Genomic DNA, 23,052 nt, shown 5'->3' with positions numbered 1-23,052 from the left:
GCCGGGATGCTCCCCGGCCTTTTTTTTACTTCATGCTATGCAAAATGGCGTCAACATTGTGTTTGAACGCGGCGACATAGGTCGCTGCTGGGCCATTCGCTTCCGACAGCGCCTCAGGATAAAGTTCCCCGCCCGGCTGCGCGCCGGTTTCGCTGGCAATCTGTTTTACCAGTCGAGGATCGGTTTGATTCTCCATAAAGTAGGTTTTGATGTGCTCGGCCTTCAGTTGTTGGATGATCGAGGCCACGTCGCTGGCGCTGGCTTCCGCTTCGGTAGAGAAGCCCACCGGCGCCAGGAAACTGACGCCATAACGTTGGCCAAAGTAGCCAAAGGCATCATGGCTGGTCAGCACTTTACGCTTGCTCTTCGGCACTTCTGCAAAGGCATTTTTCGCCCAGCTATCCAGCTTCTGCAGCTGCTGAATGTAACTTTCACCGCTTTTACGAATATCCGCCGCATCTTCTGGATCGGCTTTGATCAGCGCATTCATCACATTAGTGGCGTAGATCACACCGTTTTGCATGCTGTTCCACGCGTGCGGATCGGTGACGCTTTTACCGTCCTCTTCCATCTTGCGCGTGTTGACACCGTTCGATGCCACTACGATGGTGCCTTTATAGCCTGACGCGCTGATCAGGCGATCCATCCAGCCTTCCATGCCCAAACCGCTCACGAATACCACATCCGCCTTCGACAGCGCCTGGCTATCCTGCGGCGTCGGTTCGAAGGTGTGCGGATCGCCATTCGGCCCGACCAGCGATTTCACGTTAACGTGATCGCCACCAACCTGTTTAACGATATCCGCCAGCACGGTAAAGCTCGCCACAACATCAACGCTTTTCGCCAGCGACAGCGGGCTTGCCAGCATGGCGCCAATCGCCAGACTCAGCGGTAACTTTTTCATTCCTATCCCCTTATTGGTTTGGTTATCGACGGCGCAACAGGCCGCCACATGGTCCTGTCAAAACAGAAAGCAGAAACAGCACCGCAGCACTGAGCACCACCGCCGGTCCAGCCGGCAGCGAGAAATGCCACGAAAGAATCAGGCCGATAAATGCTGAGACGATCGCCAGCAGCATGGCGATGCCGAGCATGTAAGCCAGATGGCGGCTCCAGAAGCGTGCGCTGGTGGCCGGCAACATCATCAATCCCACCGACATCAGCGTGCCCAGCACCTGAAAGCCCGCCACCAGATTGAGCACCACCAGCATCAGAAACAGACCGTGCACCAGCGGTGCGCTCCATTTGCCCTGAGCGCGCAGGAAATCGGGATCGAAGGCATCGATCACCAGCGGACGGAAGATCACCGCCAGCAGCAGCAAGGTCGTAGCCGCAATGCCGCCAACCAGCAGAATCGCCGCGTTATCCACCGCCAGCAGCGATCCAAATAACACGTGCAGCAGATCGACGCTGGAGCCGCGCAGCGACACCAGTGTGACGCCGAGTGCGAGAGAGCCGAGGTAAAAGCCGGAAAAACTGGCATCCTCTTTGAGATGCGTATAACGGCTGACCGCTCCCGAGAGCAGCGCCACCGCCAACCCGGCAATCAGGCCGCCGATACCCATCGCCACCAGCGATAATCCCGATACCAGATAACCAATCGCCGCGCCGGGTAACACAGCATGTGATAAGGCATCGCCGACCAGACTCATGCGGCGCAGGGAAAGGAAAACGCCCAGCGGCGTGGCGCTGATCGCTAATGCAACGCAGGCCACCAGCGCACGGCGCATAAAACCAAATTCGATAAAGGGTTGGAGTAATGTCACGACGCCACCCTATGCAACGTTGGCGTTTGTGCGGCATCAGCGTCATCGAGCGATAGCACATCCTGAAAATAGCGCGCCACCAGCGGACGATCGTGTAGCACGACTAATAACGTGGTGCCCGCCTGCTGCTGCTGTTCGAGGATCGACATTAGCAAGGTGACGGTTTGGCTATCAATGCCGTTGAAGGGTTCATCCAGCAGCCACAGCTGGCTGCGCTGCAGCATTAAGCGCGCGAACAGCACGCGCTGCAGTTGCCCGCCAGATAACGTCGATGGTTGCGCATCGGCGAACTCACGCATTTGTACCGCATCCAGCGCGGCATCGATTTCCAGGCGCAAGGCGCGATTGATACCACCAAACCAGCCGCAGCGTGGCCAGCAGCCCATCGCCACCAGTTCATAGGCAGTAAGAGGAAAGCGGGTTTCAAGTTCACTGCGTTGCGGTAACCAGCCCAGGGCTTTGCGTGGGATGTGCAATTCGCAGTTGCCGGAAATTGGCGGTAGTAAGCCGGCAATGGTTTTTAGTAATGTCGATTTGCCGGTGCCGTTAGCGCCAATCAGCGCCGTCATGCTGCCCGTTGCCAGCTCACCGTTAACGACCGGCGTCACCGCACGGCCTTGATAACCGGCTTGTAAGCGTTTGAAATGTATCATTTCTGCATGCCCCAATCTAAGGCCAGCGCTAGCAAGGCAATCAGCATCAGCGCAACCAGCAAACGGCCGCCAAGGGAAAGAAGTAAACCGCTGTGATTCATACTCAACAACCAATAATGTTATAACATAACAATTATCATACCCGACTCATCCTCAATTGCGCCCAGGCAAAAGTGTTTCAAAAGTTGATCGATCATAAAGATAGCCGCGCTAATTCGCCGTTTCGCCATGATTGTGTTATGAAACCCATCACAACGATTACTCTTTCTGTTTATTAGCGACTTGCAATGTCACTCAATAAGCTCAATGATAGAAACATCATTCTTTTACTGGATACAAAATGCCGTCTATTATTCATTGTGATATTGCTGTGGATGAGGACGATTGCGAAAAGTTGGTTAGAATTATCCAGGGGAATATTCTCAAAATAGCCGAGGCATTAGCCGGTGATTTACAGTGGTATTCTCAAAACGCGCAATTAGTTCCCGATAGCTTCCAGATTATTTCTATTCAACCAACCGACAATAATCGATTTAAAATGCTTTACGATTTCAGCTGGAATTTATTTAATCCTTGCCTGGATTTAAATGAAACGTTTACGCGTCGTGAAGAAGTGTTGTTTCAGGTAAAGCCCGGCGCGCTGGTGTTTGACGTGATTGACAATGAGCGCCCCTCTCCCGCCGATGAATTGTAATATTTGGTAATTGAGGTGAGCAAAGCTAATGATTGTGGATTACATTTAAGGAGTCGCTGAATTCAATTTTATTCGATATCGCTTCCTGGTAGCTTTTCTTAATCTCGCCGCGCTGCGGTAACTGTGCTAGCTATGGAGGGGAAAAAGATGGACGAATACTCACCGAAACGGCATGATATTGCCCAGCTTAAATACCTGTGTGAGAACCTGTTCGACGAAAGTATGGCGACATTGACCGACAGCCATCATGGTTGGGTTAATGATCCTACTTCGGAAAGCAATTTACAGCTCAACGATTTGATTGAGCATATCGCTTCTTTCACGATGAATTACAAAATTAAGCACGTTGAAGATGAAGCCCTGATTACGCAAATCGATGAATATCTTGACGATACCTTTATGCTGTTCAGCAGCTATGGAATCAATACTCAGGATCTACAACGGTGGCAGCGTTCAGCAAAACGCTTATTTAATCTGTTTGCCGAAGAGTGCGCTTATCTCCAACAACCTAGCCATTCCTTTTAGCACCAGACTGAGACCGGTTTATTTATGAGCAACCAAGCCTTAACTAAAACAGATTATTTGATGCGACTGCGCCGCTGTCGCTCAATCGATACCCTCGAACGGGTTATCGAAAAAAACAAGTATGAATTACCTGATAATGAACTCGCGGTATTCTATTCGGCAGCCGATCATCGTCTGGCTGAACTGACCATGAATAAGCTTTACGATAAAGTACCGGTTTCTGTCTGGAAGTTCGTCCGCTAAGTTTTTCCCCTAACAGCCGATCTGCACCATCATCGTTTTGATCAAGGATTGAATCACCGGCAAAGGATTGCCAGATTTTTCTGTGCGTAAAATTCTGTGGAGTATGAGGCGGGTACAAATTGGTGGGGGCCCTGCCAGCTACATCCCGGCACACGCGTCGCCTGCTGCGGCTGCTTCCTTCCGGATCTGACCGAGTTCACAAGTTAGCATTGCGGGAGAACCAACAGGGCCCCCATTGACAAGCCCTCATTTCGAGAGCGCAGGCATTATCAAGTATGCCCCCGGCAATTGCAAGCGCAGGCCCGACAACCGTTGGTTTCTTGCGCAAGCACACAGCAATGCGCTGATGTCTACCCTTCTGCATGCTAAAGTTTGCCCTTTCCAGATAAAAATAGGTGCGCATATGAGCGACCAAAACAATTTCTCTGAGCGCGTCTGGCAGATCATCGCGGCCATTCCGCCAGGAAAGGTCACTACTTACGGGGATGTTGCGCAATTAGCGGGTTCGCCGCGCGCGGCACGCCAGGTGGGTGGCGTATTACGCCGTTTGCCGGAAGGCAGTAAATTACCCTGGTTTCGCGTTATCAATCGCCATGGCCGCATTTCACTGCAGGGTGACGACTTGTTTCGTCAGCGCGATGCGCTGGAAGCGGAAGGGATTGAAGTGAGCGACGCTGGGGAGATCGAGTTAGAGAAATATCGGTGGGAAATTTAGCGGTGCGATATGTCGCGCACAAGCCCGCAGCCAACCCGTCGTACGCTGGAAGGCATCGTCGTGGAGTAAAGCGTCACACGGCATTGATGGCGTGTGCCGAGCGTTCAGGGACGAGACAGCGACTTTACGGAACAACGATGCCTTCCGGCGCTCTCCCGTCCCATCAATCGAAATTACAGACTTGTCGGTGCCGGCACCGAAGCAGATGGCGTCACCTGCGTAGGTGAAGTCGAAGGCACTGTTGTTGCTGCTCCCGGCTGGGTTTGCATCGCGACGTTAGTCACTGGCACCAACAGCAGTTCGGCTTTTGTTCCGCCCTGATTAATCACCGGTTTCACTGTATCGGTGATAAATGCCAGCTTGCCATCAATCGAAATCGCCGCACTCAACAGAATGCGCGCGTTCGGCTGGATGTCAGCCGGATTAAACGGCAAGACAAACTGGAACGGCGACTGTTTCCCTTCCGTACGCACCACGCGCTGCGACAGCACTTTCGAAGGCGCATCGGCCAGCGATGCATCTGATAGCGTAACGGTCAGCACAGAATCCGGCGGCAGCGCAATGCGCTGGCGGATATACACCGAACCACTGACATTAGGCTGCGCAATCGCGGCCTGCTGCCCCGCTACCGCTGAGCCGAGTGTAGGTGTGGCTACCGGCTTGCTGTGGTCCGCACAACCGGTAATCGCCGCAGCCAGGGTCATACCGCTAATAACTTGCCAGAGTTTCATCGATGTCGTCTCCTTATGAACACTATGATTGTCGGCGGTAAATTTATTGCTTAGCTTTTCAGCCGCCGAATGACCTTAATTCTGGCACAAATATCGGCATTGCGCCTAAACCCTCCGCCAGCCCGCTGAAATCGCGGCAAAATCATTGACGGAAACTGGTCGGATCTTTCACACTGACGCGATAAGTCACGCTGAGGAATCCGCTATGAGCCAGGCACTGCACAACCTGCTTAATTTATTAAATCTGGAAAAACTGGAAGAAGGCCTGTTTCGTGGTCAGAGCGAAGATCTGGGCTTGCGCCAGGTGTTTGGTGGCCAGGTAGTCGGCCAGGCGCTGTATGCCGCGAAACAAACGGTGCCGGAAGAGCGCATCATTCACTCCTTCCACAGCTACTTTCTACGTCCGGGCGATAGCCAAAAAGCCATCATTTATGATGTCGAAACGCTGCGTGACGGCAAAAGCTTCAGCGCACGCCGCGTTAGCGCGGTACAGAATGGTCAGCCGATCTTCTACATGACGGCTTCGTTCCAGGCACCTGAAAGCGGCTTCGAGCATCAGAATGAAATGCCGCAGGTGCCGGGCCCGGATAATCTGCCATCGGAACAGGATTTGGCGAAGAAGCTGGCCGCGCATCTGCCACTCAAGCTGAAAGAAAAATTCCTCGCCGAGCGTCCGCTGGATATTCGTCCGGTGCAAATTCATAACCCGCTGAAAGGCCACGTCGATAAGCCGCTGCGTCAGGTGTGGATTCGTGCCAACGGCGAGTTACCGGCCGATCGTCGTATCCATCAATACCTGCTGGGCTATGCCTCGGATCTCAACTTCCTGCCGGTGGCGCTGCAACCGCACGGTAAAGGCTTCCTCGAAGCCGATATGCAGGTTGCAACCATCGATCACTCAATGTGGTTCCATCGTCCGTTCGACTTGTCTGAATGGCTGCTGTACAGCGTAGTGAGCACTTCCGCCTCCGGCGCGCGCGGTTTTGTGCGTGGCGAGTTTTATACGCAGGATGGCCGACTGGTGGCGACCACGGTGCAAGAGGGCGTGATGCGTCAACGCGACGCATAAAAAAAGGGGCGATATTATCGCCCCTCTGTTTTTTTATAATTTTAGCGCACTGCTCTTCTTCAGCCCGGCTGTTACTGGTTGTAAGCGTTCTCGCCGTGGCTGTTCACATCCAGACCTTCACGTTCCTGATCTTCCGGAACGCGCAGGCCAACAATCATATCCGCCAGTTTGAAGCCGATGAAGGCCACAACCGCAGTCCAGACGATGGTCACACCTACGCTGAACAGCTGAATCCAAACCTGATGGCCCATGGTCACGCCTTCTGCGTAGCCTACGCCACCCAGTGAAGAGGATGCGAACACGCCGGTCAGGATACAACCGAGGATGCCACACACGCCGTGCACACCGAACACATCACATGGGTCATCAACGCGCAGCCATTTCTTCAGGGTTGTTACGCCCCACAGACCGGCTAAACCACCCGCCAGACCGATAATCAGCGCGCCGCCGACACCGACATAACCACAAGCTGGGGTAATCGCCACCAGACCAGCGATGAAGCCAGAGCAAGCACCGAGCAGAGAAGGTTTACCGCGTACCGCCCACTCGCCAAACACCCACGACAGCACCGCACCCGCTGTAGCCACCACGGTATTCAGGAACGCCAGCGCAGCGATTTCGTTAGCTGAGGAAGCAGAACCCGCGTTGAAGCCGAACCAGCCCACATACAGAATCGCGGTACCGAGGAACACCATCGGCAGGTTGTGTGGTTTGAAGGCTTCTTTGCCGAAACCAGCACGTTTGCCCACCAGGTAAGCACCCACCAGGCCAGCAACCGCGGCGTTGATGTGAACCACGGTACCGCCCGCGAAGTCGAGCGCGCCGTCTTGCGCCAGCAAGCCACCCGCCCACACCATGTGTGCGATTGGCAGATACGCCAGCGTCAGCCATACCACCACAAAGATCAGAACCGCAGAGAAGCGAATACGTTCAGCCAGCGCACCGACAATCAGGCCGACGGTGATACAGGCGAAGGAAGCCTGGAACGCAACGTGAATGTACTGATAGAAGCTGCCCATCAGCGCTTTCAGCTCAATATTTTTCAGCATCGCCCACTGGAAGCTACCGAAGAAGGAGTTGCCTTCACTGAACGCCAGTGAGTAGCCGTAAATCACCCACAGCACGCAAACCAGTGAGAAGGTCACCGCAACCTGCGTCAGCATCGACAGCACGTTCTTGCCGCGAATCAAACCGCCGTAGAACAGCGCAATGCCGGGAATCGACATAAACAGTACCAAGGCGGTACAGATCATCATAAAGGCGTTATCGGCTTTATCCGCTACTGCAGGGGCTGCCGCCATCGCCAGAGAAGGTAACAGCGCAAGGCTGGTGAGGCCCAACTTCGTTATCAGTTTATTCATTTCTTTCCATCCCATCACAATTCAGAGCCCCAGTTACAGTGCTGCTTCGTCGGTCTCGCCGGTACGAATACGAATGACGCGCTGCAGTTCTGCGACGAAAATCTTGCCGTCGCCAATTTTGCCGGTATACGCGGCTTTGCTGATGACATCGACCACTTCATCAAGTTGGTCGTCCGCAATAGCGATATCAATTTTTACTTTTGGCAGGAAGTTAACGCTGTACTCGGCACCGCGATAAAGCTCTGCGTGACCTTTCTGGCGACCAAAACCTTTAACCTCGGTAACGGTCAGTCCCTGAATGCCAATAGAGGATAAGGCTTCACGCACGTCCTCCAGCTTAAATGGTTTGATTACCACGGTAACCAGCTTCATACGTTCCCCTCCGGATAAGAAATTGAGTGAGTCTTCGCGGACACGTAGGGATATAAGCAAAGGCTGTGCCATAAATAAAAAAAGGGGAATGTCAGTAGCATAGGCGCGCTGTATCACGCTTCGTTATGTGAAGCACAGCGCAGTTTGCTTAGGGGGTAGAGGAAAGGTGTTGCAATATTGCACTTCTTTGGTGCTTCAAGCCTCAAAGAAGTGCATCAATACAGAACATTCCGATAAAACTGTGCAAAAAAGGTGCAATTCACCCTTCGGCTTGTACGGGGATGCCCGCCGCGAGTTCATCGCCGGCCTGCTGCAGCTGATACATCTGCCAGTAACGGCCCTGCTCGGTCAGCAGCTCAGCATGCGTACCGCGTTCCACCACCTGACCGCGATGCAGCACTAAGATCTGATCGGCTTCGGTAATGGTGGAAAGGCGATGCGCAATCACCACCAGCGTGCTGTGCTGGCGTAGTGCACGTAACGCCTGCTGAATCGCCTGTTCCGTGCCGGAATCGATATTGGCCGTGGCTTCGTCGAGGATCAGGATTTGCGGTAATGACACCAGCACGCGCGCCAGCGCCAGCAACTGTTTCTGCCCAACCGACAGATTATTGCCCTGCTCGCCTAAACGCGTATGGATGCCGTCCGCCATGCTGCGCGCCAGCGGTGCCAGCTGCACCGTCTCCAGCGCCTGCCACACCTGATCTTCCGGGATATCGCGCCCCAAACGCACGTTGGCCAGCAGCGAATCCGCCAGCACCACCGGATCCTGTTGCACCATCGCAACGCTTTGACGTAAAGCGGCGTGCGACAGCTGCGGCAGCGGGCGACCATCCAGTTCGATACTGCCGCGTGTCACCGGGTAATAGCCCATCAGCAGATTCGCCAGCGTACTTTTCCCGCTGCCGGTGTGCCCCACCAGCGCAACAAAATGACGCGCCGGCACTTCGAGATTGATGTGGCTGAGCACATCGCGATTATCGCGATAGGCAAAGCTCACATCCCGCAGCGAGATGCTGCCGGAGGCCAGCGGCAGACTATCGCTGCCGTAACCTTGCTGTTCTGCATCCATCAGTTCAAAGATACGCTCGCCGGACACCACCGCCTGTTGCAGCATCGACTGCTGCGTGGTGAGTTCAATCAGCGGTTCATTGAGGCGGCCAAGATAGGTAATAAAGGCATACAGCACACCGACTTCAAACACGCCCGGCGTGGCGAAGCTGAACAGCATCAGCAAACCGCACAGAATCATCGCCGAAAACAGACTCAGCAACGGGCGCAATAAAAAGCCATCCAGCCGCAGCGTTTCCATACGCGCCAGATAGTGTGAACGGCTGGCTTCGCCCATGCGTTCACCAAAGCGCGCCTGCTGGCGGAACTGCTGGATCACGCTCATGCCGTTGATCACTTCATTGAAGCCGTTGTTGATGTCCGCCAGATAGCTGCGCACGCGACGCGCAATCGGCGTGCTAAAGCGCTGATAAATCAGCATCACCGTTAGCACCAGCGGGAAAATCACGATCGCTACCAACGCCATGCGCCAGTCGAGGGAGAACATCGCCACCAGCATCGCGCCAATCAACGCGGCGGCGCGCAACACTGTGGCCACCACGGTAACGTAGAGATCTTTGATCACTTCGGTGTCATTGGTGACGCGCGAGATGATTTGGCCGACCGGCTGCGTATCGAAGGCGCTGAGCGGCTGGCGCAACGCCGCGTTCATCACGTCCACGCGCAATTGCTGCACCACGCCAATCGCCGCGCGGTTAAACAGCAACGCCTGAAAATAGTGCAAACCGGCGGCCAGCAATTGCAGCAGGACAAAGCCAACCAGCAGGCCCGCGACGATGCCCCACGGCATCTGATGTTTCGCCACCAGATTATCGATGAAGTAGCTTACCAGCACCGGTCCGGTCACTTCGGCTGCCGCCGCAATCCACAGCATGCCGACCGCCAGCCACAGCGATTTACGCCACGGTTTGCCATACGCCAGCAGTCGTTTCAGCGTCGGCCATAAACGTTGTGATTTAGCCACGGCTTGCTCCTTCTGCCACTTCATCGTCATCCAGTGCGGCTTCCAGCTGCTGATAACGGTACATATCGCGATACCAGCCTTCTTTGGCCGCCAGGGTGTCATGATCGCCACGCTGCGTCACGGCGCCGTGCTGCAGCACCAGAATTTCGCTGGCCTCGGTAAGCGCCGACAGACGATGCGCGCTAATAATCAAGGTGCGCCCTTTGCCCCACTGACGCAGGTTATGCAGGATGTCATGTTCAGTGCGGCCATCAACCGCCGACAGCGCATCATCCAGAATCAGGATTTCGGCATTCAGCAGCAGCGCGCGTGCAATCGCGATGCGCTGCTTCTGTCCGCCCGATAACATCACGCCGCGTTCGCCCACTTCGGTCTCATAACCTTGTGGCAGGCGCAGAATATCATCGTGCACGCAGGCCATGGTTGCCACACGCTCCAGCTCTTGCTGCGTCGCATTCGGGCGACCCAGCGCCAGATTGGCGGCAATGGTGTCAGAGAACAGGAAAGGCGTCTGGCTGACGACCGCCAGCCGGCTGCGCCAGCTATCGAGCCGCAACTGCGGCAGCGGTGTATTGTGGTAGCGAATATCGCCTTGATCGATGTCGAAGTGGCGCTGAATCAAGCTTAGGAGCGTGCTCTTGCCGCAGCCGGTTGGCCCACATAATCCCAGCATTTGGCCCGGTTTTAACTGGAAATTAAGATGGCTCAGCACCGGGCCAGAGCTGGCCGGATAGCGGAACTCACGAATAGCGACCTGCAGGATGCCAGGTTCGGGCGGTAACACTTTCTGTCCATCTTCAACCGCTGGCGCTTCCGCCAGCAATGAACGGATACGGCTCCACGCCGCACTGCCGCGCTCAACGATGTTGATCATCCACGCCAGCGCCAGCATGGGCCAAATCATCAGACCGAGGTACATCACAAAGCTGGTGAGCTGCCCAAGCGTCAAACTGCCGTTCCACACCATCCAGCCGCCACCGGCAATTGCCAGCAGGTTAGAGAAGCCGACGGCGATATAAATGATCGGATCGAATCGCGCATCCACGCGCGCCACATGCAGGTTTTTCTTGCCGGTATCAGCAGCGATGCCGGCAAACTGCTGCGACTGGTGATCTTCGAGGCCAAATGCTTTGATCATACGGATGCTGGTCAGGCTTTCCTGGGTTTGATCGTTCAGGCTTGAAAACGCCGCCTGCGCCACTTTAAAACGTTGATGCAAGCGGGCACCGTCTTTCTGGATGGCGAAAGCCATAATTGGCATCGGGATCAGCGCCAGTAACGTCAGTTGCCAGCTAATTTGGGTACTCATCACAATCAGCACCACCAATCCCATCACCAGCGAATCCACCAGCGTCAGCACGCCTTCACCGGCGGCAAACACCACGCGATCCACATCATTGGTGGCGCGGGCGATCAGATCGCCCGTGCGATGGCGCAGATAAAATGCCGGATGCTGGCGGCTGAGCTGGCGATAGAAATCTTCACGTAGCTCAACGGCTAATTGATAGGATGCGCCAAACAACAGCACGCGCCAGACGTAGCGCAGCAGATAGACAATCACCGCCGTCACCAGCATCACGCCGATCCACATTAAGATCTGCCCGGCGCTTAAATTATGCTGGGTGACGCCGTCGACAATCACGCCAACCACGTGCGGTGGCAGCAATTGCAGTAAGGCAATAACGATCAGCAAGCTGACGGCGCCCAGATATCGCCGCCACTCGCGCAGGAAATACCAACTTAACTGGCTGAATAATTGCACAAGCGTGTCTCTTTCTGTGCCCGTTAGGGCGCTACCGGCAAGGCGGTGGTGTATTTAATCTCTTCCATGGCAAAACTGGAGGTCACATCTATCAGTCCCGGTACGCCGTTCACCAGGCGCTTATAAAAGCTGTCGTAACTCTTCATGTCCGCGACCTGAATGCGCAGCAAATAATCGTACTCGCCCGCCATGCGGTAAAACGCCATCACTTCCGGCATTTGCTGCACCACGGCGACAAATTGCTTAAACCACTCGCTGCTGTGCTGCTGAGTTTTGACAAACATAAAAGCGGTAAGTGACAGACCGATTTTTTCGCCGTCCACCAGCGCCACACGCGCACGAATAATGCCATCATCTTCCAGTTTTTTCAGGCGTTTCCAGCACGGCGTGGTTGTGAGGTTCACCGCATCGGCCAACGTCTGCAGCGACAACGTGCAATCCTGCTGCAGCATTGCCAGCAAAGCGCGGTCAGTTTTATCTAACATTTGCCACTCCCGGAGAAAAATTTTCTCTAAGCGCACCATTATACCGTGATTAAAGCAACCTCTTTTTCCTGCCAGTGCCTTACACTGTGCGCAATAATGATTACGGAAATGCCACATGCAAACGCCCTGGGTTCGCCACGCCATCAATGAAATTAACGCCGATTTTCAGCGCTCTGCGGATACGCATCTGATCCGCTTTAAGCTGGATGATTATCCCGGCATTCACTTCTATCTCAAGGATGAAAGCACGCATCCCAGCGGCAGCTTAAAACATCGACTGGCGCGTTCCCTGTTTCTCTATGGCCTGGCGAATGGCTGGATCCACGAAAATACGCCGATCATTGAAGCCTCATCCGGCAGTACTGCGGTATCGGAAGCTTACTTCGCGCGTTTGCTCGGTTTGCCCTTTATCGCTGTGATGCCCGCCAGCACCGCGAAACGCAAAATCGAGATGATTGGTTTTTACGGTGGCGAGTGCCATTTCGTCGCCGATCCCTGCCAGCTGTACAGCGAATCCGAGCGTTTAGCGCGTGAACTGAATGGCCACTTTATGGACCAGTTCACCTATGCCGAGCGCGCCACCGACTGGCGCGGCAACAACAATATTGCCGAAAGCATTTTCCGCCAGATGTCGCACGAACCCTTCCCGGTGCCGCATACGGTGATCATGAGCGCCGGTACCGGCGGCACCTCGGCAACGCTGGGCCGCTATATCCGCTATCAGGGCCATGACACGCGCCTGCTGGTGGTCGATCCGCAGCATTCAGTGTTCTTTGATTACTGGCAGAGCCGCGACAAAACGCTGCGCAGCGAACGCGGTAGCCTGATTGAAGGCATTGGTCGTCCGCGCGTGGAACCGTCGTTTTTACCCGACGTGATTGACGAGATGATGAAAGTGCCGGATGGCGCGACTATCGCCGCAATGCTGCAGCTGGAAAAGGTGCTGGGACGTCGCCCTGGCGCTTCAACCGGTACCAACTTCTGGGGCATGATGCAGGTGGCAAAACGCATGCGGGAAAACGGCGAGCAGGGTTCTCTGGTGACGTTGCTGTGTGACAGCGGTGAGCGCTATCCCGACACCTATTACAATGCGCAGTGGGTAGAGCAGAATATCGGCGACATTGCGCCGTGGGTGCGTGAGCTGCAATAAAAAACCGGACATCCTGTCCGGTTCACTGTAAGCCTCAGCATTCGGGGGAATAATCGAGGTGTGGTGTGGTCATCCAGTGATTAAGGTAGTGAGACACCGCCTGTGTCTCGTAATGTCCGATAATCGGTAAATGGGGCAACGACGCTTTCAGTTGATGCATGGCGTTGCCCATAATGAAACCGCTGCCAACACGTTCCAGCATTTCGCGATCGTTCATGGCATCGCCAAACGCCATACAATCCGCCAGCGACAGCGAAAGATGCTGGCACAAACGTCCCAACGCCGCGCCTTTATGGCAATCGACCGGCAACACCTCCAGACAATCCCACGCAGAGAAGCAAATGTTGGCCCGCTCGCCCAACGCGGCCTGCAATTCGCTTTTTAACGCCTGCAACATTTCATGTGGCGCAATAAAACAGATTTTCGTGACTTCATGCGCTGACATCTGACGCAAATCGCGCAGCTGATAATGGAAGCCACTCATCGCATGCGCTTCCAGCGCGCCGAGCAGCGGCTTATCGGTAAACCAGCCCTCATCGTTGAAAACATGAATCGAGGCAGGCGTTTGCCAATGCGTATGAATCACCTCTTCCGCCACTGATGGCGATAAATCGCAGCCGTAAAGTTGGTTGCCTTCCAAATCGTGAATGCGCGTACCGTTACCGGTAATCAGCCACGCAGGCAAGGTGATTTGTTCGCGTATTCGCTGCATATCCATGAGATGACGCCCGGTGGCAAACGCCAACGTGACGCCGCGTTGATGCAACGCATGCAGGCTTGCCAGCGTTTCATTACCTAACCGGTGCGAAGGCAGCAACAGCGTGCCGTCCATATCAAATGCCGCGAGGCGAGCCATGCGAATTCTCCTGTCTGTGTGAGGCAGCTACTATCGCCTGGTAATTACGGAACTAATAGTGAATACTTTTTAAAAACTGTTCCGGGTTTAGCTATGCGTGAACTTCATCGGGTCAATCAATTTCAGCGCCTGTGGCAACTCAGCCACGGCGAAACGCAACGCCTTAGCGTCGCTGCGATGGCGCAACACTGCTTTTGCAGCGAGCGCCATCTGCGCACGCTGCTGCGTCAGTGGCAGGATGCCGGCTGGCTGCAGTGGCGCGGTGAATCCGGGCGTGGCAAACAGGGTGAGCTAACTTTCCTGGTGTCGCCGGAACAGCTGCGCCAGCAGTTGTTAACGCAGCAACTCGACGCCGGCGAGGCGGTACAGGCGCTGCAGGTGCTCGATCTGCATCCCGAGCGATTAGTAAAATTGCTGCGACCACTGATGGGCGGTCAGTGGCAGAAGCAATCGCCGGTGCTGCGCATTCCTTACTACCGCGCGATGGAGCCGTTGCGTCCGCTGCAGCTGACCGGACGTGCCGAGCAACATCTGGCGCGCCAGGTTTTCTCCGGGTTAACGCGCTTTCGCGATAACGATGTTGAAGGCGATCTCGCTCACCATTGGCAGCATGATGCCAGCGGCCGTGACTGGTATTTCTGGCTGCGCCCACAGCTCAGCTGGCACAACGATGAACCGGTGCAGGCGGCACAGTTGGTTGAGCAGCTGCAACAGATCAGGCATTCGCCACGCGGTGCGCGGCTGCTGGCGGCGATTGAACAGATTGAAGCGCCGCATCCGCTAGCGATACATATTCAACTGCGTGAAAGCGATTACTGGCTGCCGCAGCGGCTGGCGCATCAGTTCTGTCTGTTACCGCATCCTGAATTTGCCGATATCGGTAGCGGGCCGTGGAAACTCACGCATTTCACCGCAGAGATGGTGCGGCTGGAGAGCCATGCGCGCTGGCATTTGCAGCGCCCGCTGATCCAGCGGATGGAATACTGGATCACACCGCAGCTGTTTGATCGTGATCTCGGCACCAGCTGCAGCCATCCGGTGCAAATCGCCATTGGCGATCCTGACGAACTCGGCTCGCTACGTCCGGTTGATCGCAGTATCAGCCTGGGATTTTGCTATCTGGCGCCACGCATCTCGGCAAACTTCAGTGCCGAACAGGCCCAATCGCTGATTGCCCTGATTCAGCGCAGCGGTGTGATTCAGCAACTGCCGCTGGATGAGGGTTTAATCACACCGAGCCATGAGCTGCTGCCTGGCTGGCCAGTACCGCGCGCCGAAAGAGAGACGATTGCACTGCCACCCACATTAACGCTGCATTACCACTTGCCGGTCGAACTGCATGTGATGGCACAGGCGTTGATTCCACTGCTGGCGCAACACGGCTGCGCCCTCACCTGCATCTTCCATGACGTAAAAAGCTGGCGTGACGATAGCGATCTCAGTGAGGCCGATGTGGTGATGGGCGATCGACTGATTGGCGATGCACCGCTGTTTACGCTGGTGAACTGGCTGGAGAACGATCCGGTCTGGCAGCCGCTGCGCGAACAGGTTCTGCAAACGCCACTGAGCGCGATTGCCCAACAACCTGATGCACTGCAGCGCAGTGAATTGACTCAGCAACTGTTTCAGCAGCTGATGTGCGATGGCCACTTACTGCCGCTGTTTAACTATCGCTATCAGGTTTTTGCGCCGCCCGGCGTGGAGGGCATCCAGCTTAATAGTTTGGGATGGTTTGATTTCACCCGCGCCTGGATTCCGCCGCCAACCACAGCTAGCGCTGTTCAGCCTGCGTCCGAGCCAGTACCATAAGCGCACTGATTTTTGGGGAAGAAAAAATGAAACGAGCCGTTGTGGTATTCAGTGGCGGACAAGACTCCACCACCTGTTTAATTCAGGCGCTGCAACACTATGATGAAGTGCATTGCGTTACTTTTGATTACGGCCAACGCCATCGTGAAGAGATCGAGGTTGCGGCTGAGCTGTCGCACAAGCTGGGCGCGCGCGCGCACAAAGTGCTGGACGTTACGCTGCTCAACGAGTTAGCCGTCAGCAGCCTGACGCGCGACAACATTCCGGTGCCAACCTATGATCCCAATGCCAGCGGTTTGCCGAGTACCTTTGTACCGGGCCGCAATATCCTGTTCCTGACGCTGGCATCGATTTATGCCTATCAGGTCGAAGCCGAAGCGGTGATCACCGGCGTGTGCGAAACCGATTTCTCCGGCTACCCGGATTGCCGTGATGAGTTTGTTAAAGCACTGAATAACGCCGTCAGCCTCGGCATGGCGCGCAATATTCGCTTTGAGACGCCGCTGATGTGGCTGAATAAAGCGGAAACCTGGGCGCTGGCCGATTACTGGCAGCAGCTGCCGCTGGTACGCGCTGAAACGCTTACCTGCTACAACGGCGTAAAAGGTGATGGCTGTGGCGAATGCGCGGCCTGCCATTTACGCGCCCGTGGCCTGGCAGATTATCAGGCGAACGCGCCGGCGGTGATGGCAGCGATGAAACAAAAAAGCGGCCTCAACTGATTCAGGCCGCAGGGTAAACTGGCGTCATCGGCGCCAGTTATTCATTTTCCACCATCAATGACATCAGACGCTCGCGCAACTCCCCTTCCATCGGCACCGCTTTTTGCGTGCGCAAATCGATACAGACAAAGGTCAGCGCGGCATCGGCCACCACCGAATTATCACTGGCCAGCAAGACACGCTGCGCAATGATGCCACTTTTACCGCTGAGCTGTGACACTTCACTTTCAATATTCAGTACGTCGCCCAATACCGCCGGACGACGATAGTTGATGTTGATATTCACCACCACAAACGCCAGTTGCTGCTCCATCAGCCAATGAAACGCATCGACATCCTCCAGCCACTGCCAGCGCGCCTCTTCCAGAAATTCCAGATAGCGCGCGTTATTCACGTGCTGATAAACATCCAGATGATAACCGCGCACTTTAATTGTGGTTTGCATTGTTGCTCCTTGTTCAGGCTGAGAATGACAACTGGTAAGACCTGCTGAGCATAGCACAGCCTGAATCCGGGCTTTTTCAATCCTTCAAAGTCGCGAGACGCTTCACAGTTTAAGCCGGGCGCTGTTGCGCTCAATCAGGGCGCTACCAATGCCCGGCACCTCCTTGAGCTGTTCAATGGCGGTAAAGGGCCCGTATTGTTCGCGATAACTGACAATCGCCTGCGCCTTCTTCAGCCCGATACCGTTCATACCCGCCGCCAGTTGTTCGGCGGTGGCTGAATTGATGCTGACCTGTCCTTCCTGTGGCGTGGAGACTTGCGTCGCCTGCGTTTCACTGGGACTTTCGGCAGCCGCCAGTCCGGTGGTATAAACTGCGCCGCCCAGCGCCAGCGTAATGCATAGGGCTTGAAACGTTGATTTAACCATGCTGTGTTTCTCCTTGTGTTTGACAGCAACAGCAGGGTGTCACAGCTCAATTCAACGCTCAAAAGGGCAATTACAGAAATGGAAAAGGCCGCATAAGCGGCCTTTCGGGTATTGCAGTGATTTAACTTTTTTTGTGAGGCTTACTGGTTTTGTGCTGCGGCGCCGTACTTAATCTTCGCCTCTTTACGCAGGTTTTCCAGCAGCGCTTCAAAGGCGATTTGCGCGTTATTCTGCGTTACGCCTTTTACCATCTCATCGATCTGCGCCTGCGGCATGTTGCCCGCGCTGACTTTATCCAGCGCGATCAGCACCACATTGCCCTGCATATCTTCGCTCACGCCCCACGACGGTTTATTGTCGGCAGGTTGTGGCAGATTGAAGGCCGACTGAGCAACAGGATCCTGCGCGTTGCGATCGAACGATTTGCTGGCGCTGAGCGTCAGGCCTGCAGCCTTCAGTGCATCCGCTTTACCGGCTTTCAAATCGGCCAGCAGCTTATCTGCTTGTGCTTTCGCCTGCTGCGTCGCTTTATCATGCTTCAGCGAGTCTACGATCTGTGCTTTTACCTGATCCAGCGGCTTCACCGCTTCCGGTTTGTGCTCACTGATACGCAGGACAAAGGCACGATCGCCATCCACAGAGATGATGTCGGAGTTGTTACCCGGCGCACCATTCTGGCCTACCAGACCACCGTTGAAGATCGCCTGTTTAACCTGATCGAAATTCAACTCGTCTGGCAGATTATCGCGGGTGATCCAATTGGTTTCTACCACTTTCAAGCCGGAAGCCTGCGCGGCGCCCGCCAACGATTCGTTGTCGTTGCTGGCTGCTTCGCTGACTTTCTGCTGAATTTTGTAGAAGGCATCAACCGCTTTCTCTTGTTTTACTTTATCGGCAACGATGTCATGAACATCGGCCAACGGCTTAACCTGCTCCGGCTGGATATCATCCAGACGCACCACCAGGAAGCCAACCGACGATTTGATAGCGCCGGAAAGCTGACCTTTCTGCGTCAGATTGGCGTTTTTCAGCTCGTCTGGCGTAGTGCTCGGCTCAAGCCAACCCATGTCACCGCCTTTGCGGGCTGAGATTGGGTCGATGGATTTGCTTTTTGCCAGCGCAGCGAAATCTTCGCCTTTCTTCAGCGCGTCAACCACGGCATTAGCGTCAGCTTCCGTCCTGGTCTGGATCACGCTGTAGCGATTACGCTGTGGCTGTGAATAATCCGCTTTATGTTGATCGTACCAGCTCTGAATGTCCGCTTCGCTGGCCGTTTCCTGCATACTAGCGGCATCCATTTTGATGTAGCTCACGCGGAACTGTTCAGGCGCCATGAAGCTATTCTGATGCTGCTGGTAATATTGGCTGACTTCGTCGTCGCTGACCGTCTGCTTAGCCGCCAGCGCGTTGACATCAATCACCGCCTGACGCACTTCACGCTGCTGAGACACCAGATCCACCAGTTTGCTGGTTTCGCCTTTTAACATGAAATCGGTGTTAGCAATTGCGTTAATCAGCTGCTGCGTCGCCAGCTGCTTGCGCAGCGCTTCGGCATACTGATCGGCAGTGAAGCCCATGCTGGTGATCAGGCCGCTGTATTTGGCGTTGTCGAATTTACCGTTGGTCTGGAAAGCTTTCTGATTGAAGATCGCCTGTTTCACCTGATCATCGCTGATGCCGATGTGCAGATCTTTGATGTACTGATCAAGTAACGCCTGATCGATCAACTGCGACAGCGCCTGCTGGCGCATCTGCTGCATGTAGCCTTCGTTGCTGGCTAACTGCGAGAACTGATCGCCCAGCATCTGCTGCTGACGATTGCGCTCGTTGTTATAACCCTGCTCCAGCTCTGCACGGCTGATCTCGTGGCCGTTAACTTTGGCAGCATAATCACCGCCGCCACCGATCAGGTAGTTGCCCACCCCGGTGAGTACGAAAGACAGGATGATCAATCCCAGAATAATCTTGAGCACGACATGATTCGACGCCGCGCGTAAATTGTCCATCATGGTATGACAACACTCCGCTGTAGTGTGAATGTAAAGCTCTAACACGATGTCATCATCGTGCAACTGCTGTTCAGGCTGGCAGTTGGCAACCATGCGGAGACAACAACCAAAGGCTATCGCCGCGCATCAAGAATAAAAAAGGCACATCAAAAATGATGTGCCCGTATGTTACATGAGAACGGCTTTTGCGTCCTCAATCCACGGAAGAAAATGCTTCAATGGATGTATCAGCGGTCATTAATTGACGGAATCTTTCAGTGCTTTACCAGCACGGAAGCCCGGAACTTTACCAGCCGGAATGGTCAGCTCTTTACCCGTTTGTGGGTTACGGCCTGTACGAGCTGCACGCTCACGTACAGAGAAAGTACCGAAACCAACCAGTGCTACTTCATCACCGCCCTTCAGAGCTTCGGTAACGGAGTCCATGAATGCATCTAAAACACGTCCCGCTGCCGCTTTAGAAATGTCAGCATCTGCAGCAATTTTGTCGATCAACTGTGACTTATTCACTCTCTTCATCCCCTCTTTTATTATTCACATCGCACCCGTGCTTCCCGCCCGGTGCGAACGCGCAGCCAGTTATATCAAGCCTGTGGAGCTGAAACAACGGTATTCATCTTAATCGTTGATCCAGCAGCCCACTAAGTTAGCGGCACAAAAAAAAGCTGGCAAGCACCATTTTGCCTGCCAGCTTCGCTTTTTAGCGGTTTATGCCGCTAATCACTATTTTGCGGTCGCAACCTGCATGCCGTAAGGCGCATTTTCCAGTGCCAGGTTCAGCACTTCTTCAATACGCTTCACCGGATGAATCTCGAGATCGGCAATCACGTTCTGGGGAATATCCTCCAGATCGCGCTTGTTTTCGTCTGGGATCAGCACGGTTTTGATGCCGCCACGGTGTGCCGCCAGCAACTTCTCTTTCAGGCCACCAATCGGCAGAACCAGACCACGCAGGGTGATTTCACCGGTCATTGCGACATCAGAACGCACCGGGTTACCGGTTAAGCAAGACACCAGCGCGGTGCACATAGCGATACCGGCGCTCGGGCCATCTTTCGGCGTCGCACCTTCTGGTACGTGCACGTGGATGTCGCGTTTCTCGTAGAAATCACCGTTGATGCCCAGTTTCTCTGCGCGCGCGCGCACCACAGTCAGCGCTGCCTGAATCGATTCCTGCATCACTTCGCCCAGCGAACCGGTGTACATCAGCTTGCCTTTACCTGGTACGCAGGCGGTTTCAATGGTCAGCAGATCGCCGCCCACTTCCGTCCACGCCAGTCCGGTCACCTGACCCACACGGCTTTCGCTCTCTGCGCGACCATAATCAAAGCGCTGCACGCCAAGGAAATCCTTGAGATTATCGCCATTGATCACGATGTGCTTTTTCGACTTATCCATCAGCAGCGCCTTCACTGCTTTACGGCACAGCTTGGAGAGTTCGCGCTCCAGACTACGCACGCCCGCTTCACGCGTGTAGTAGCGGATGATGCCAACAATCGCGCTGTCGTCGACGGTGATCTCTTTCTCTTTCAGCGCATTACGTTCAATCTGCTTCGGCAGCAAATGTTGCTTCGCGATGTTCAGCTTTTCATCTTCGGTGTAACCGGAGAGACGAATCACTTCCATACGGTCAAGCAACGGTGCTGGGATGTTCATGGAGTTTGAGGTCGCCACGAACATAACGTCAGAGAGATCGTAATCCACTTCCAGATAGTGATCGTTAAACGCGATGTTCTGCTCAGGATCCAGCACCTCAAGCAGCGCTGAAGCCGGATCGCCACGCATGTCAGAAGACATTTTGTCGATCTCATCCAGCAGGAACAGCGGGTTTTTGACGCCCACTTTCGCCATTTTCTGGATCAACTTGCCAGGCATAGAACCGATGTAGGTACGACGATGTCCGCGGATTTCCGCTTCATCACGCACGCCACCCAGCGCCATACGCACGTATTTACGTCCGGTGGCCTTAGCAATCGACTGTCCCAGCGAGGTTTTACCCACGCCCGGCGGTCCAACGAGGCACAGAATTGGGCCTTTGATTTTGCTAACGCGACTCTGCACCGCAAGATACTCAAGGATGCGATCTTTGACGCGCTCCAGACCGTAATGATCGATATCCAGCGTTTCCTGCGCTTTACGCAGGTCTTTTTTCACCTTGCTGCGCGCCACCCACGGAACCTGAACCATCCAGTCGATGTAGCCACGCACCACGGTCGCTTCTGCAGACATCGGCGACATCATCTTCAGCTTCTGCAGCTCAGCTTCGGCTTTTTCACGCGCTTCGGCCGGCATTTTGGCCGCTTCAATCTTACGTTTCAGCGCCTCGTACTCATCCGGCGCATCATCCATTTCGCCCAGCTCTTTCTGAATGGCTTTCATTTGCTCATTCAGATAGTACTCACGCTGGCTTTTTTCCATCTGCTTTTTAACGCGGTTGCGAATGCGCTTCTCAACCTGCAGCAGATCGATTTCTGATTCCATCATCGCCATCAGATATTCCAGACGTTCATTGACGTCGGACATCTCCAGCACGGACTGTTTATCAGCCAGTTTCAGCGGCATATGCGCTGCGACGGTATCGGCCAGACGGGCCGCATCGTCGATGCTGTTGAGGGAGGTTAAGACCTCAGGTGGGATTTTTTTATTGAGCTTGATGTAGCCTTCGAACTGGTTGATGGCCGTGCGCACCAGCACTTCCTGCTCGCGCTCTTCAATTTCTGGCGAGACAAGGTATTCGGCCTGGGCAACAAAATGGTCGCCATTATCAGCCAGCGTGGTGATGTGCGCGCGCTGTAAACCTTCGACCAGCACTTTTACCGTGCCGTCTGGAAGTTTCAGCATCTGCAATACAGAAGCGACGGTCCCTACTGAGAAGAGATCGTTAATGCCAGGTTCATCCGTTGAAGCCTCTTTCTGTGCAACCAGCATGATCTTTTTATCATGATCCATCGCGGCTTCGAGGCACCGAATCGATTTTTCCCGGCCAACAAACAACGGAATTACCATGTGCGGATAAACCACCACGTCGCGCAACGGCAACACGGGGATTTCAATGCGTTCAGAACGCTCAGGATTCATAGAGCTCTCTCTTAGTTTAATGTCCGCCAGGTGATGGGTACCGCGCAATAGAGGTTTTGCAGTTAAACCCACAGGATATTGAGTATATGGGGATGCTTGTACGACATTCAATGTCACTGGCGAGAGAAAAACAAAAGGGGAAAGAT

At 54.6% G+C, this 23,052-nt stretch carries 23 protein-coding genes and 1 other RNA gene; 8 read left to right on the top strand and 16 right to left on the bottom strand.

The window, feature by feature from the left end; all coding sequences use genetic code 11:
- Positions 1–25: 25 nt before the first annotated feature.
- Genes ACYAC5_RS05090 through ACYAC5_RS05080 form a run of 3 tightly spaced genes read right to left on the bottom strand, consistent with a single transcriptional unit; the run spans position 26 to position 2,419 of the window.
- On the bottom strand, positions 26–904 hold the full coding sequence (locus ACYAC5_RS05090) for a metal ABC transporter substrate-binding protein (protein ID WP_110867733.1): 879 nt from the start codon (positions 902–904) through the stop codon (positions 26–28).
- Positions 905–926: 22 nt separating this feature from the next.
- Complete coding sequence (locus ACYAC5_RS05085; RefSeq protein ID WP_101762408.1) at positions 927–1,766, bottom strand: metal ABC transporter permease; 840 nt, start codon at positions 1,764–1,766, stop codon at positions 927–929.
- Positions 1,763–2,419 (bottom strand): metal ABC transporter ATP-binding protein, encoded by a 657-nt coding sequence (locus tag ACYAC5_RS05080; protein WP_192414043.1) that lies wholly within the window; start codon positions 2,417–2,419, stop codon positions 1,763–1,765. The genes ACYAC5_RS05085 and ACYAC5_RS05080 overlap by 4 nt, the downstream gene beginning before the upstream one ends.
- 340 nt (positions 2,420–2,759) lie before the next feature.
- On the opposite strand from ACYAC5_RS05080, the gene ACYAC5_RS05075 reads away from it, so the two are divergent.
- From ACYAC5_RS05075 to ACYAC5_RS05065, 3 genes are all read left to right on the top strand, one after another.
- Positions 2,760–3,113 (top strand): hypothetical protein, encoded by a 354-nt coding sequence (locus ACYAC5_RS05075; RefSeq protein WP_101762410.1) that lies wholly within the window; start codon positions 2,760–2,762, stop codon positions 3,111–3,113.
- 147 nt (positions 3,114–3,260) lie between these two features.
- Complete coding sequence (gene tomB, locus ACYAC5_RS05070; RefSeq protein WP_007886936.1) at positions 3,261–3,638, top strand: Hha toxicity modulator TomB; 378 nt, start codon at positions 3,261–3,263, stop codon at positions 3,636–3,638.
- A gap of 24 nt (positions 3,639–3,662) precedes the next feature.
- Positions 3,663–3,881 carry an HHA domain-containing protein gene (locus ACYAC5_RS05065; protein WP_007886938.1) on the top strand — a complete coding sequence of 73 codons (219 nt, stop codon included), beginning with the start codon at positions 3,663–3,665 and terminating at the stop codon, positions 3,879–3,881.
- A gap of 129 nt (positions 3,882–4,010) precedes the next feature.
- Here ACYAC5_RS05065 and ffs read toward each other — a convergent pair.
- Positions 4,011–4,107, bottom strand: an RNA gene (ffs, locus tag ACYAC5_RS05060) — signal recognition particle sRNA small type.
- 177 nt (positions 4,108–4,284) lie between these two features.
- Here ffs and ACYAC5_RS05055 point away from each other — a divergent pair.
- Positions 4,285–4,596 carry an MGMT family protein gene (locus tag ACYAC5_RS05055; protein ID WP_008103902.1) on the top strand — a complete coding sequence of 104 codons (312 nt, stop codon included), beginning with the start codon at positions 4,285–4,287 and terminating at the stop codon, positions 4,594–4,596.
- A gap of 173 nt (positions 4,597–4,769) precedes the next feature.
- On the opposite strand, the gene ACYAC5_RS05050 is transcribed toward ACYAC5_RS05055, so the two are convergent.
- Entirely contained in the window at positions 4,770–5,327 is a 558-nt protein-coding gene (locus tag ACYAC5_RS05050) for a YbaY family lipoprotein (RefSeq protein ID WP_110867736.1), read from the bottom strand.
- A 205-nt stretch (positions 5,328–5,532) separates the two neighbouring features.
- Here ACYAC5_RS05050 and tesB point away from each other — a divergent pair, with 205 nt between their 5' ends.
- Positions 5,533–6,396 (top strand): acyl-CoA thioesterase II, encoded by an 864-nt coding sequence (gene tesB, locus ACYAC5_RS05045; protein ID WP_309835682.1) that lies wholly within the window; start codon positions 5,533–5,535, stop codon positions 6,394–6,396.
- A 71-nt stretch (positions 6,397–6,467) separates the two neighbouring features.
- Here tesB and amtB read toward each other — a convergent pair whose 3' ends face one another.
- The 5 genes from amtB to ACYAC5_RS05020 all read right to left on the bottom strand — a co-directional run bounded on the left by amtB (position 6,468) and on the right by ACYAC5_RS05020 (position 12,411).
- Positions 6,468–7,757, bottom strand: a complete 1,290-nt coding sequence (amtB, locus tag ACYAC5_RS05040) for an ammonium transporter AmtB (RefSeq protein WP_064740463.1) — start codon at positions 7,755–7,757, stop codon at positions 6,468–6,470.
- A 33-nt stretch (positions 7,758–7,790) separates the two neighbouring features.
- Positions 7,791–8,129 (bottom strand): P-II family nitrogen regulator, encoded by a 339-nt coding sequence (gene glnK, locus ACYAC5_RS05035; RefSeq protein ID WP_007886947.1) that lies wholly within the window; start codon positions 8,127–8,129, stop codon positions 7,791–7,793.
- Positions 8,130–8,388: 259 nt separating this feature from the next.
- Positions 8,389–10,164 carry a SmdB family multidrug efflux ABC transporter permease/ATP-binding protein gene (locus ACYAC5_RS05030; RefSeq protein ID WP_309835684.1) on the bottom strand — a complete coding sequence of 592 codons (1,776 nt, stop codon included), beginning with the start codon at positions 10,162–10,164 and terminating at the stop codon, positions 8,389–8,391.
- Positions 10,157–11,926: a SmdA family multidrug ABC transporter permease/ATP-binding protein gene (locus ACYAC5_RS05025; RefSeq protein WP_277974597.1), complete on the bottom strand. Its 1,770-nt coding sequence runs from the start codon at positions 11,924–11,926 to the stop codon at positions 10,157–10,159. Before ACYAC5_RS05025 ends, ACYAC5_RS05030 begins: the two co-directional genes overlap by 8 nt.
- Positions 11,927–11,949: 23 nt before the next feature.
- Positions 11,950–12,411 (bottom strand): Lrp/AsnC family transcriptional regulator, encoded by a 462-nt coding sequence (locus ACYAC5_RS05020; RefSeq protein ID WP_137385279.1) that lies wholly within the window; start codon positions 12,409–12,411, stop codon positions 11,950–11,952.
- Positions 12,412–12,526: 115 nt separating this feature from the next.
- Between ACYAC5_RS05020 and ACYAC5_RS05015 the strand changes: the two genes are divergently transcribed.
- Positions 12,527–13,561 carry a PLP-dependent cysteine synthase family protein gene (locus ACYAC5_RS05015; RefSeq protein WP_217547376.1) on the top strand — a complete coding sequence of 345 codons (1,035 nt, stop codon included), beginning with the start codon at positions 12,527–12,529 and terminating at the stop codon, positions 13,559–13,561.
- A gap of 34 nt (positions 13,562–13,595) precedes the next feature.
- Here ACYAC5_RS05015 and cof read toward each other — a convergent pair whose 3' ends face one another.
- A complete protein-coding gene (gene cof / locus ACYAC5_RS05010) occupies positions 13,596–14,417 on the bottom strand; it encodes an HMP-PP phosphatase (protein ID WP_462062506.1) in 822 nt (273 codons plus the stop codon).
- A 93-nt stretch (positions 14,418–14,510) separates the two neighbouring features.
- Here cof and ACYAC5_RS05005 point away from each other — a divergent pair, with 93 nt between their 5' ends.
- Together ACYAC5_RS05005 and queC are read left to right on the top strand one after the other, a co-directional pair.
- The gene (locus tag ACYAC5_RS05005) at positions 14,511–16,226 is read left to right on the top strand and encodes an SgrR family transcriptional regulator (protein ID WP_192236705.1); all 1,716 of its coding nucleotides are present in this window, start codon (positions 14,511–14,513) and stop codon (positions 16,224–16,226) included.
- Between the two features lie 26 nt (positions 16,227–16,252).
- A complete protein-coding gene (gene queC / locus ACYAC5_RS05000) occupies positions 16,253–16,948 on the top strand; it encodes a 7-cyano-7-deazaguanine synthase QueC (protein WP_101762419.1) in 696 nt (231 codons plus the stop codon).
- Positions 16,949–16,985: 37 nt separating this feature from the next.
- Here the strand turns inward: queC and ACYAC5_RS04995 are convergent, their stop codons facing one another.
- From ACYAC5_RS04995 to lon, 5 genes are all read right to left on the bottom strand, one after another.
- On the bottom strand, positions 16,986–17,393 hold the full coding sequence (locus ACYAC5_RS04995; RefSeq protein ID WP_101762420.1) for an acyl-CoA thioesterase: 408 nt from the start codon (positions 17,391–17,393) through the stop codon (positions 16,986–16,988).
- Positions 17,394–17,495: 102 nt separating this feature from the next.
- The gene (locus ACYAC5_RS04990) at positions 17,496–17,819 is read right to left on the bottom strand and encodes a ComEA family DNA-binding protein (RefSeq protein ID WP_101762421.1); all 324 of its coding nucleotides are present in this window, start codon (positions 17,817–17,819) and stop codon (positions 17,496–17,498) included.
- Between the two features lie 140 nt (positions 17,820–17,959).
- Complete coding sequence (ppiD, locus tag ACYAC5_RS04985; protein WP_110867834.1) at positions 17,960–19,828, bottom strand: peptidylprolyl isomerase; 1,869 nt, start codon at positions 19,826–19,828, stop codon at positions 17,960–17,962.
- 237 nt (positions 19,829–20,065) lie between these two features.
- Positions 20,066–20,338 (bottom strand): nucleoid-associated protein HU-beta, encoded by a 273-nt coding sequence (gene hupB / locus ACYAC5_RS04980; RefSeq protein ID WP_036648244.1) that lies wholly within the window; start codon positions 20,336–20,338, stop codon positions 20,066–20,068.
- A gap of 213 nt (positions 20,339–20,551) precedes the next feature.
- Positions 20,552–22,906, bottom strand: a complete 2,355-nt coding sequence (lon, locus tag ACYAC5_RS04975; RefSeq protein ID WP_462062503.1) for an endopeptidase La — start codon at positions 22,904–22,906, stop codon at positions 20,552–20,554.
- Positions 22,907–23,052 lie beyond the last annotated feature (146 nt).

The sequence above is a fragment of the Pantoea sp. y20 genome, assembly GCF_054903455.1.
The sequence above is the reverse complement of the archived record's forward strand: the minus strand, read 5'-3'. Positions and strand labels throughout refer to the sequence as shown.

Coding starts and splice junctions, on each gene's coding strand:
- ACYAC5_RS05090 (WP_110867733.1), bottom strand. CDS start 904: ATGAAAAAGTTACCGCTGAGTCTGGCGATTGGCGCCATGCTGGCAAGC.
- ACYAC5_RS05080 (WP_192414043.1), bottom strand. CDS start 2,419: ATGATACATTTCAAACGCTTACAAGCCGGTTATCAAGGCCGTGCGGTG.
- ACYAC5_RS05075 (WP_101762410.1), top strand. CDS start 2,760: ATGCCGTCTATTATTCATTGTGATATTGCTGTGGATGAGGACGATTGC.
- tomB (WP_007886936.1), top strand. CDS start 3,261: ATGGACGAATACTCACCGAAACGGCATGATATTGCCCAGCTTAAATAC.
- ACYAC5_RS05065 (WP_007886938.1), top strand. CDS start 3,663: ATGAGCAACCAAGCCTTAACTAAAACAGATTATTTGATGCGACTGCGC.
- ACYAC5_RS05055 (WP_008103902.1), top strand. CDS start 4,285: ATGAGCGACCAAAACAATTTCTCTGAGCGCGTCTGGCAGATCATCGCG.
- ACYAC5_RS05050 (WP_110867736.1), bottom strand. CDS start 5,327: ATGAAACTCTGGCAAGTTATTAGCGGTATGACCCTGGCTGCGGCGATT.
- tesB (WP_309835682.1), top strand. CDS start 5,533: ATGAGCCAGGCACTGCACAACCTGCTTAATTTATTAAATCTGGAAAAA.
- amtB (WP_064740463.1), bottom strand. CDS start 7,757: ATGAATAAACTGATAACGAAGTTGGGCCTCACCAGCCTTGCGCTGTTA.
- glnK (WP_007886947.1), bottom strand. CDS start 8,129: ATGAAGCTGGTTACCGTGGTAATCAAACCATTTAAGCTGGAGGACGTG.
- ACYAC5_RS05020 (WP_137385279.1), bottom strand. CDS start 12,411: ATGTTAGATAAAACTGACCGCGCTTTGCTGGCAATGCTGCAGCAGGAT.
- ACYAC5_RS05015 (WP_217547376.1), top strand. CDS start 12,527: ATGCAAACGCCCTGGGTTCGCCACGCCATCAATGAAATTAACGCCGAT.
- cof (WP_462062506.1), bottom strand. CDS start 14,417: ATGGCTCGCCTCGCGGCATTTGATATGGACGGCACGCTGTTGCTGCCT.
- ACYAC5_RS05005 (WP_192236705.1), top strand. CDS start 14,511: ATGCGTGAACTTCATCGGGTCAATCAATTTCAGCGCCTGTGGCAACTC.
- queC (WP_101762419.1), top strand. CDS start 16,253: ATGAAACGAGCCGTTGTGGTATTCAGTGGCGGACAAGACTCCACCACC.
- ACYAC5_RS04995 (WP_101762420.1), bottom strand. CDS start 17,393: ATGCAAACCACAATTAAAGTGCGCGGTTATCATCTGGATGTTTATCAG.
- ACYAC5_RS04990 (WP_101762421.1), bottom strand. CDS start 17,819: ATGGTTAAATCAACGTTTCAAGCCCTATGCATTACGCTGGCGCTGGGC.
- ppiD (WP_110867834.1), bottom strand. CDS start 19,828: ATGATGGACAATTTACGCGCGGCGTCGAATCATGTCGTGCTCAAGATT.
- lon (WP_462062503.1), bottom strand. CDS start 22,906: ATGAATCCTGAGCGTTCTGAACGCATTGAAATCCCCGTGTTGCCGTTG.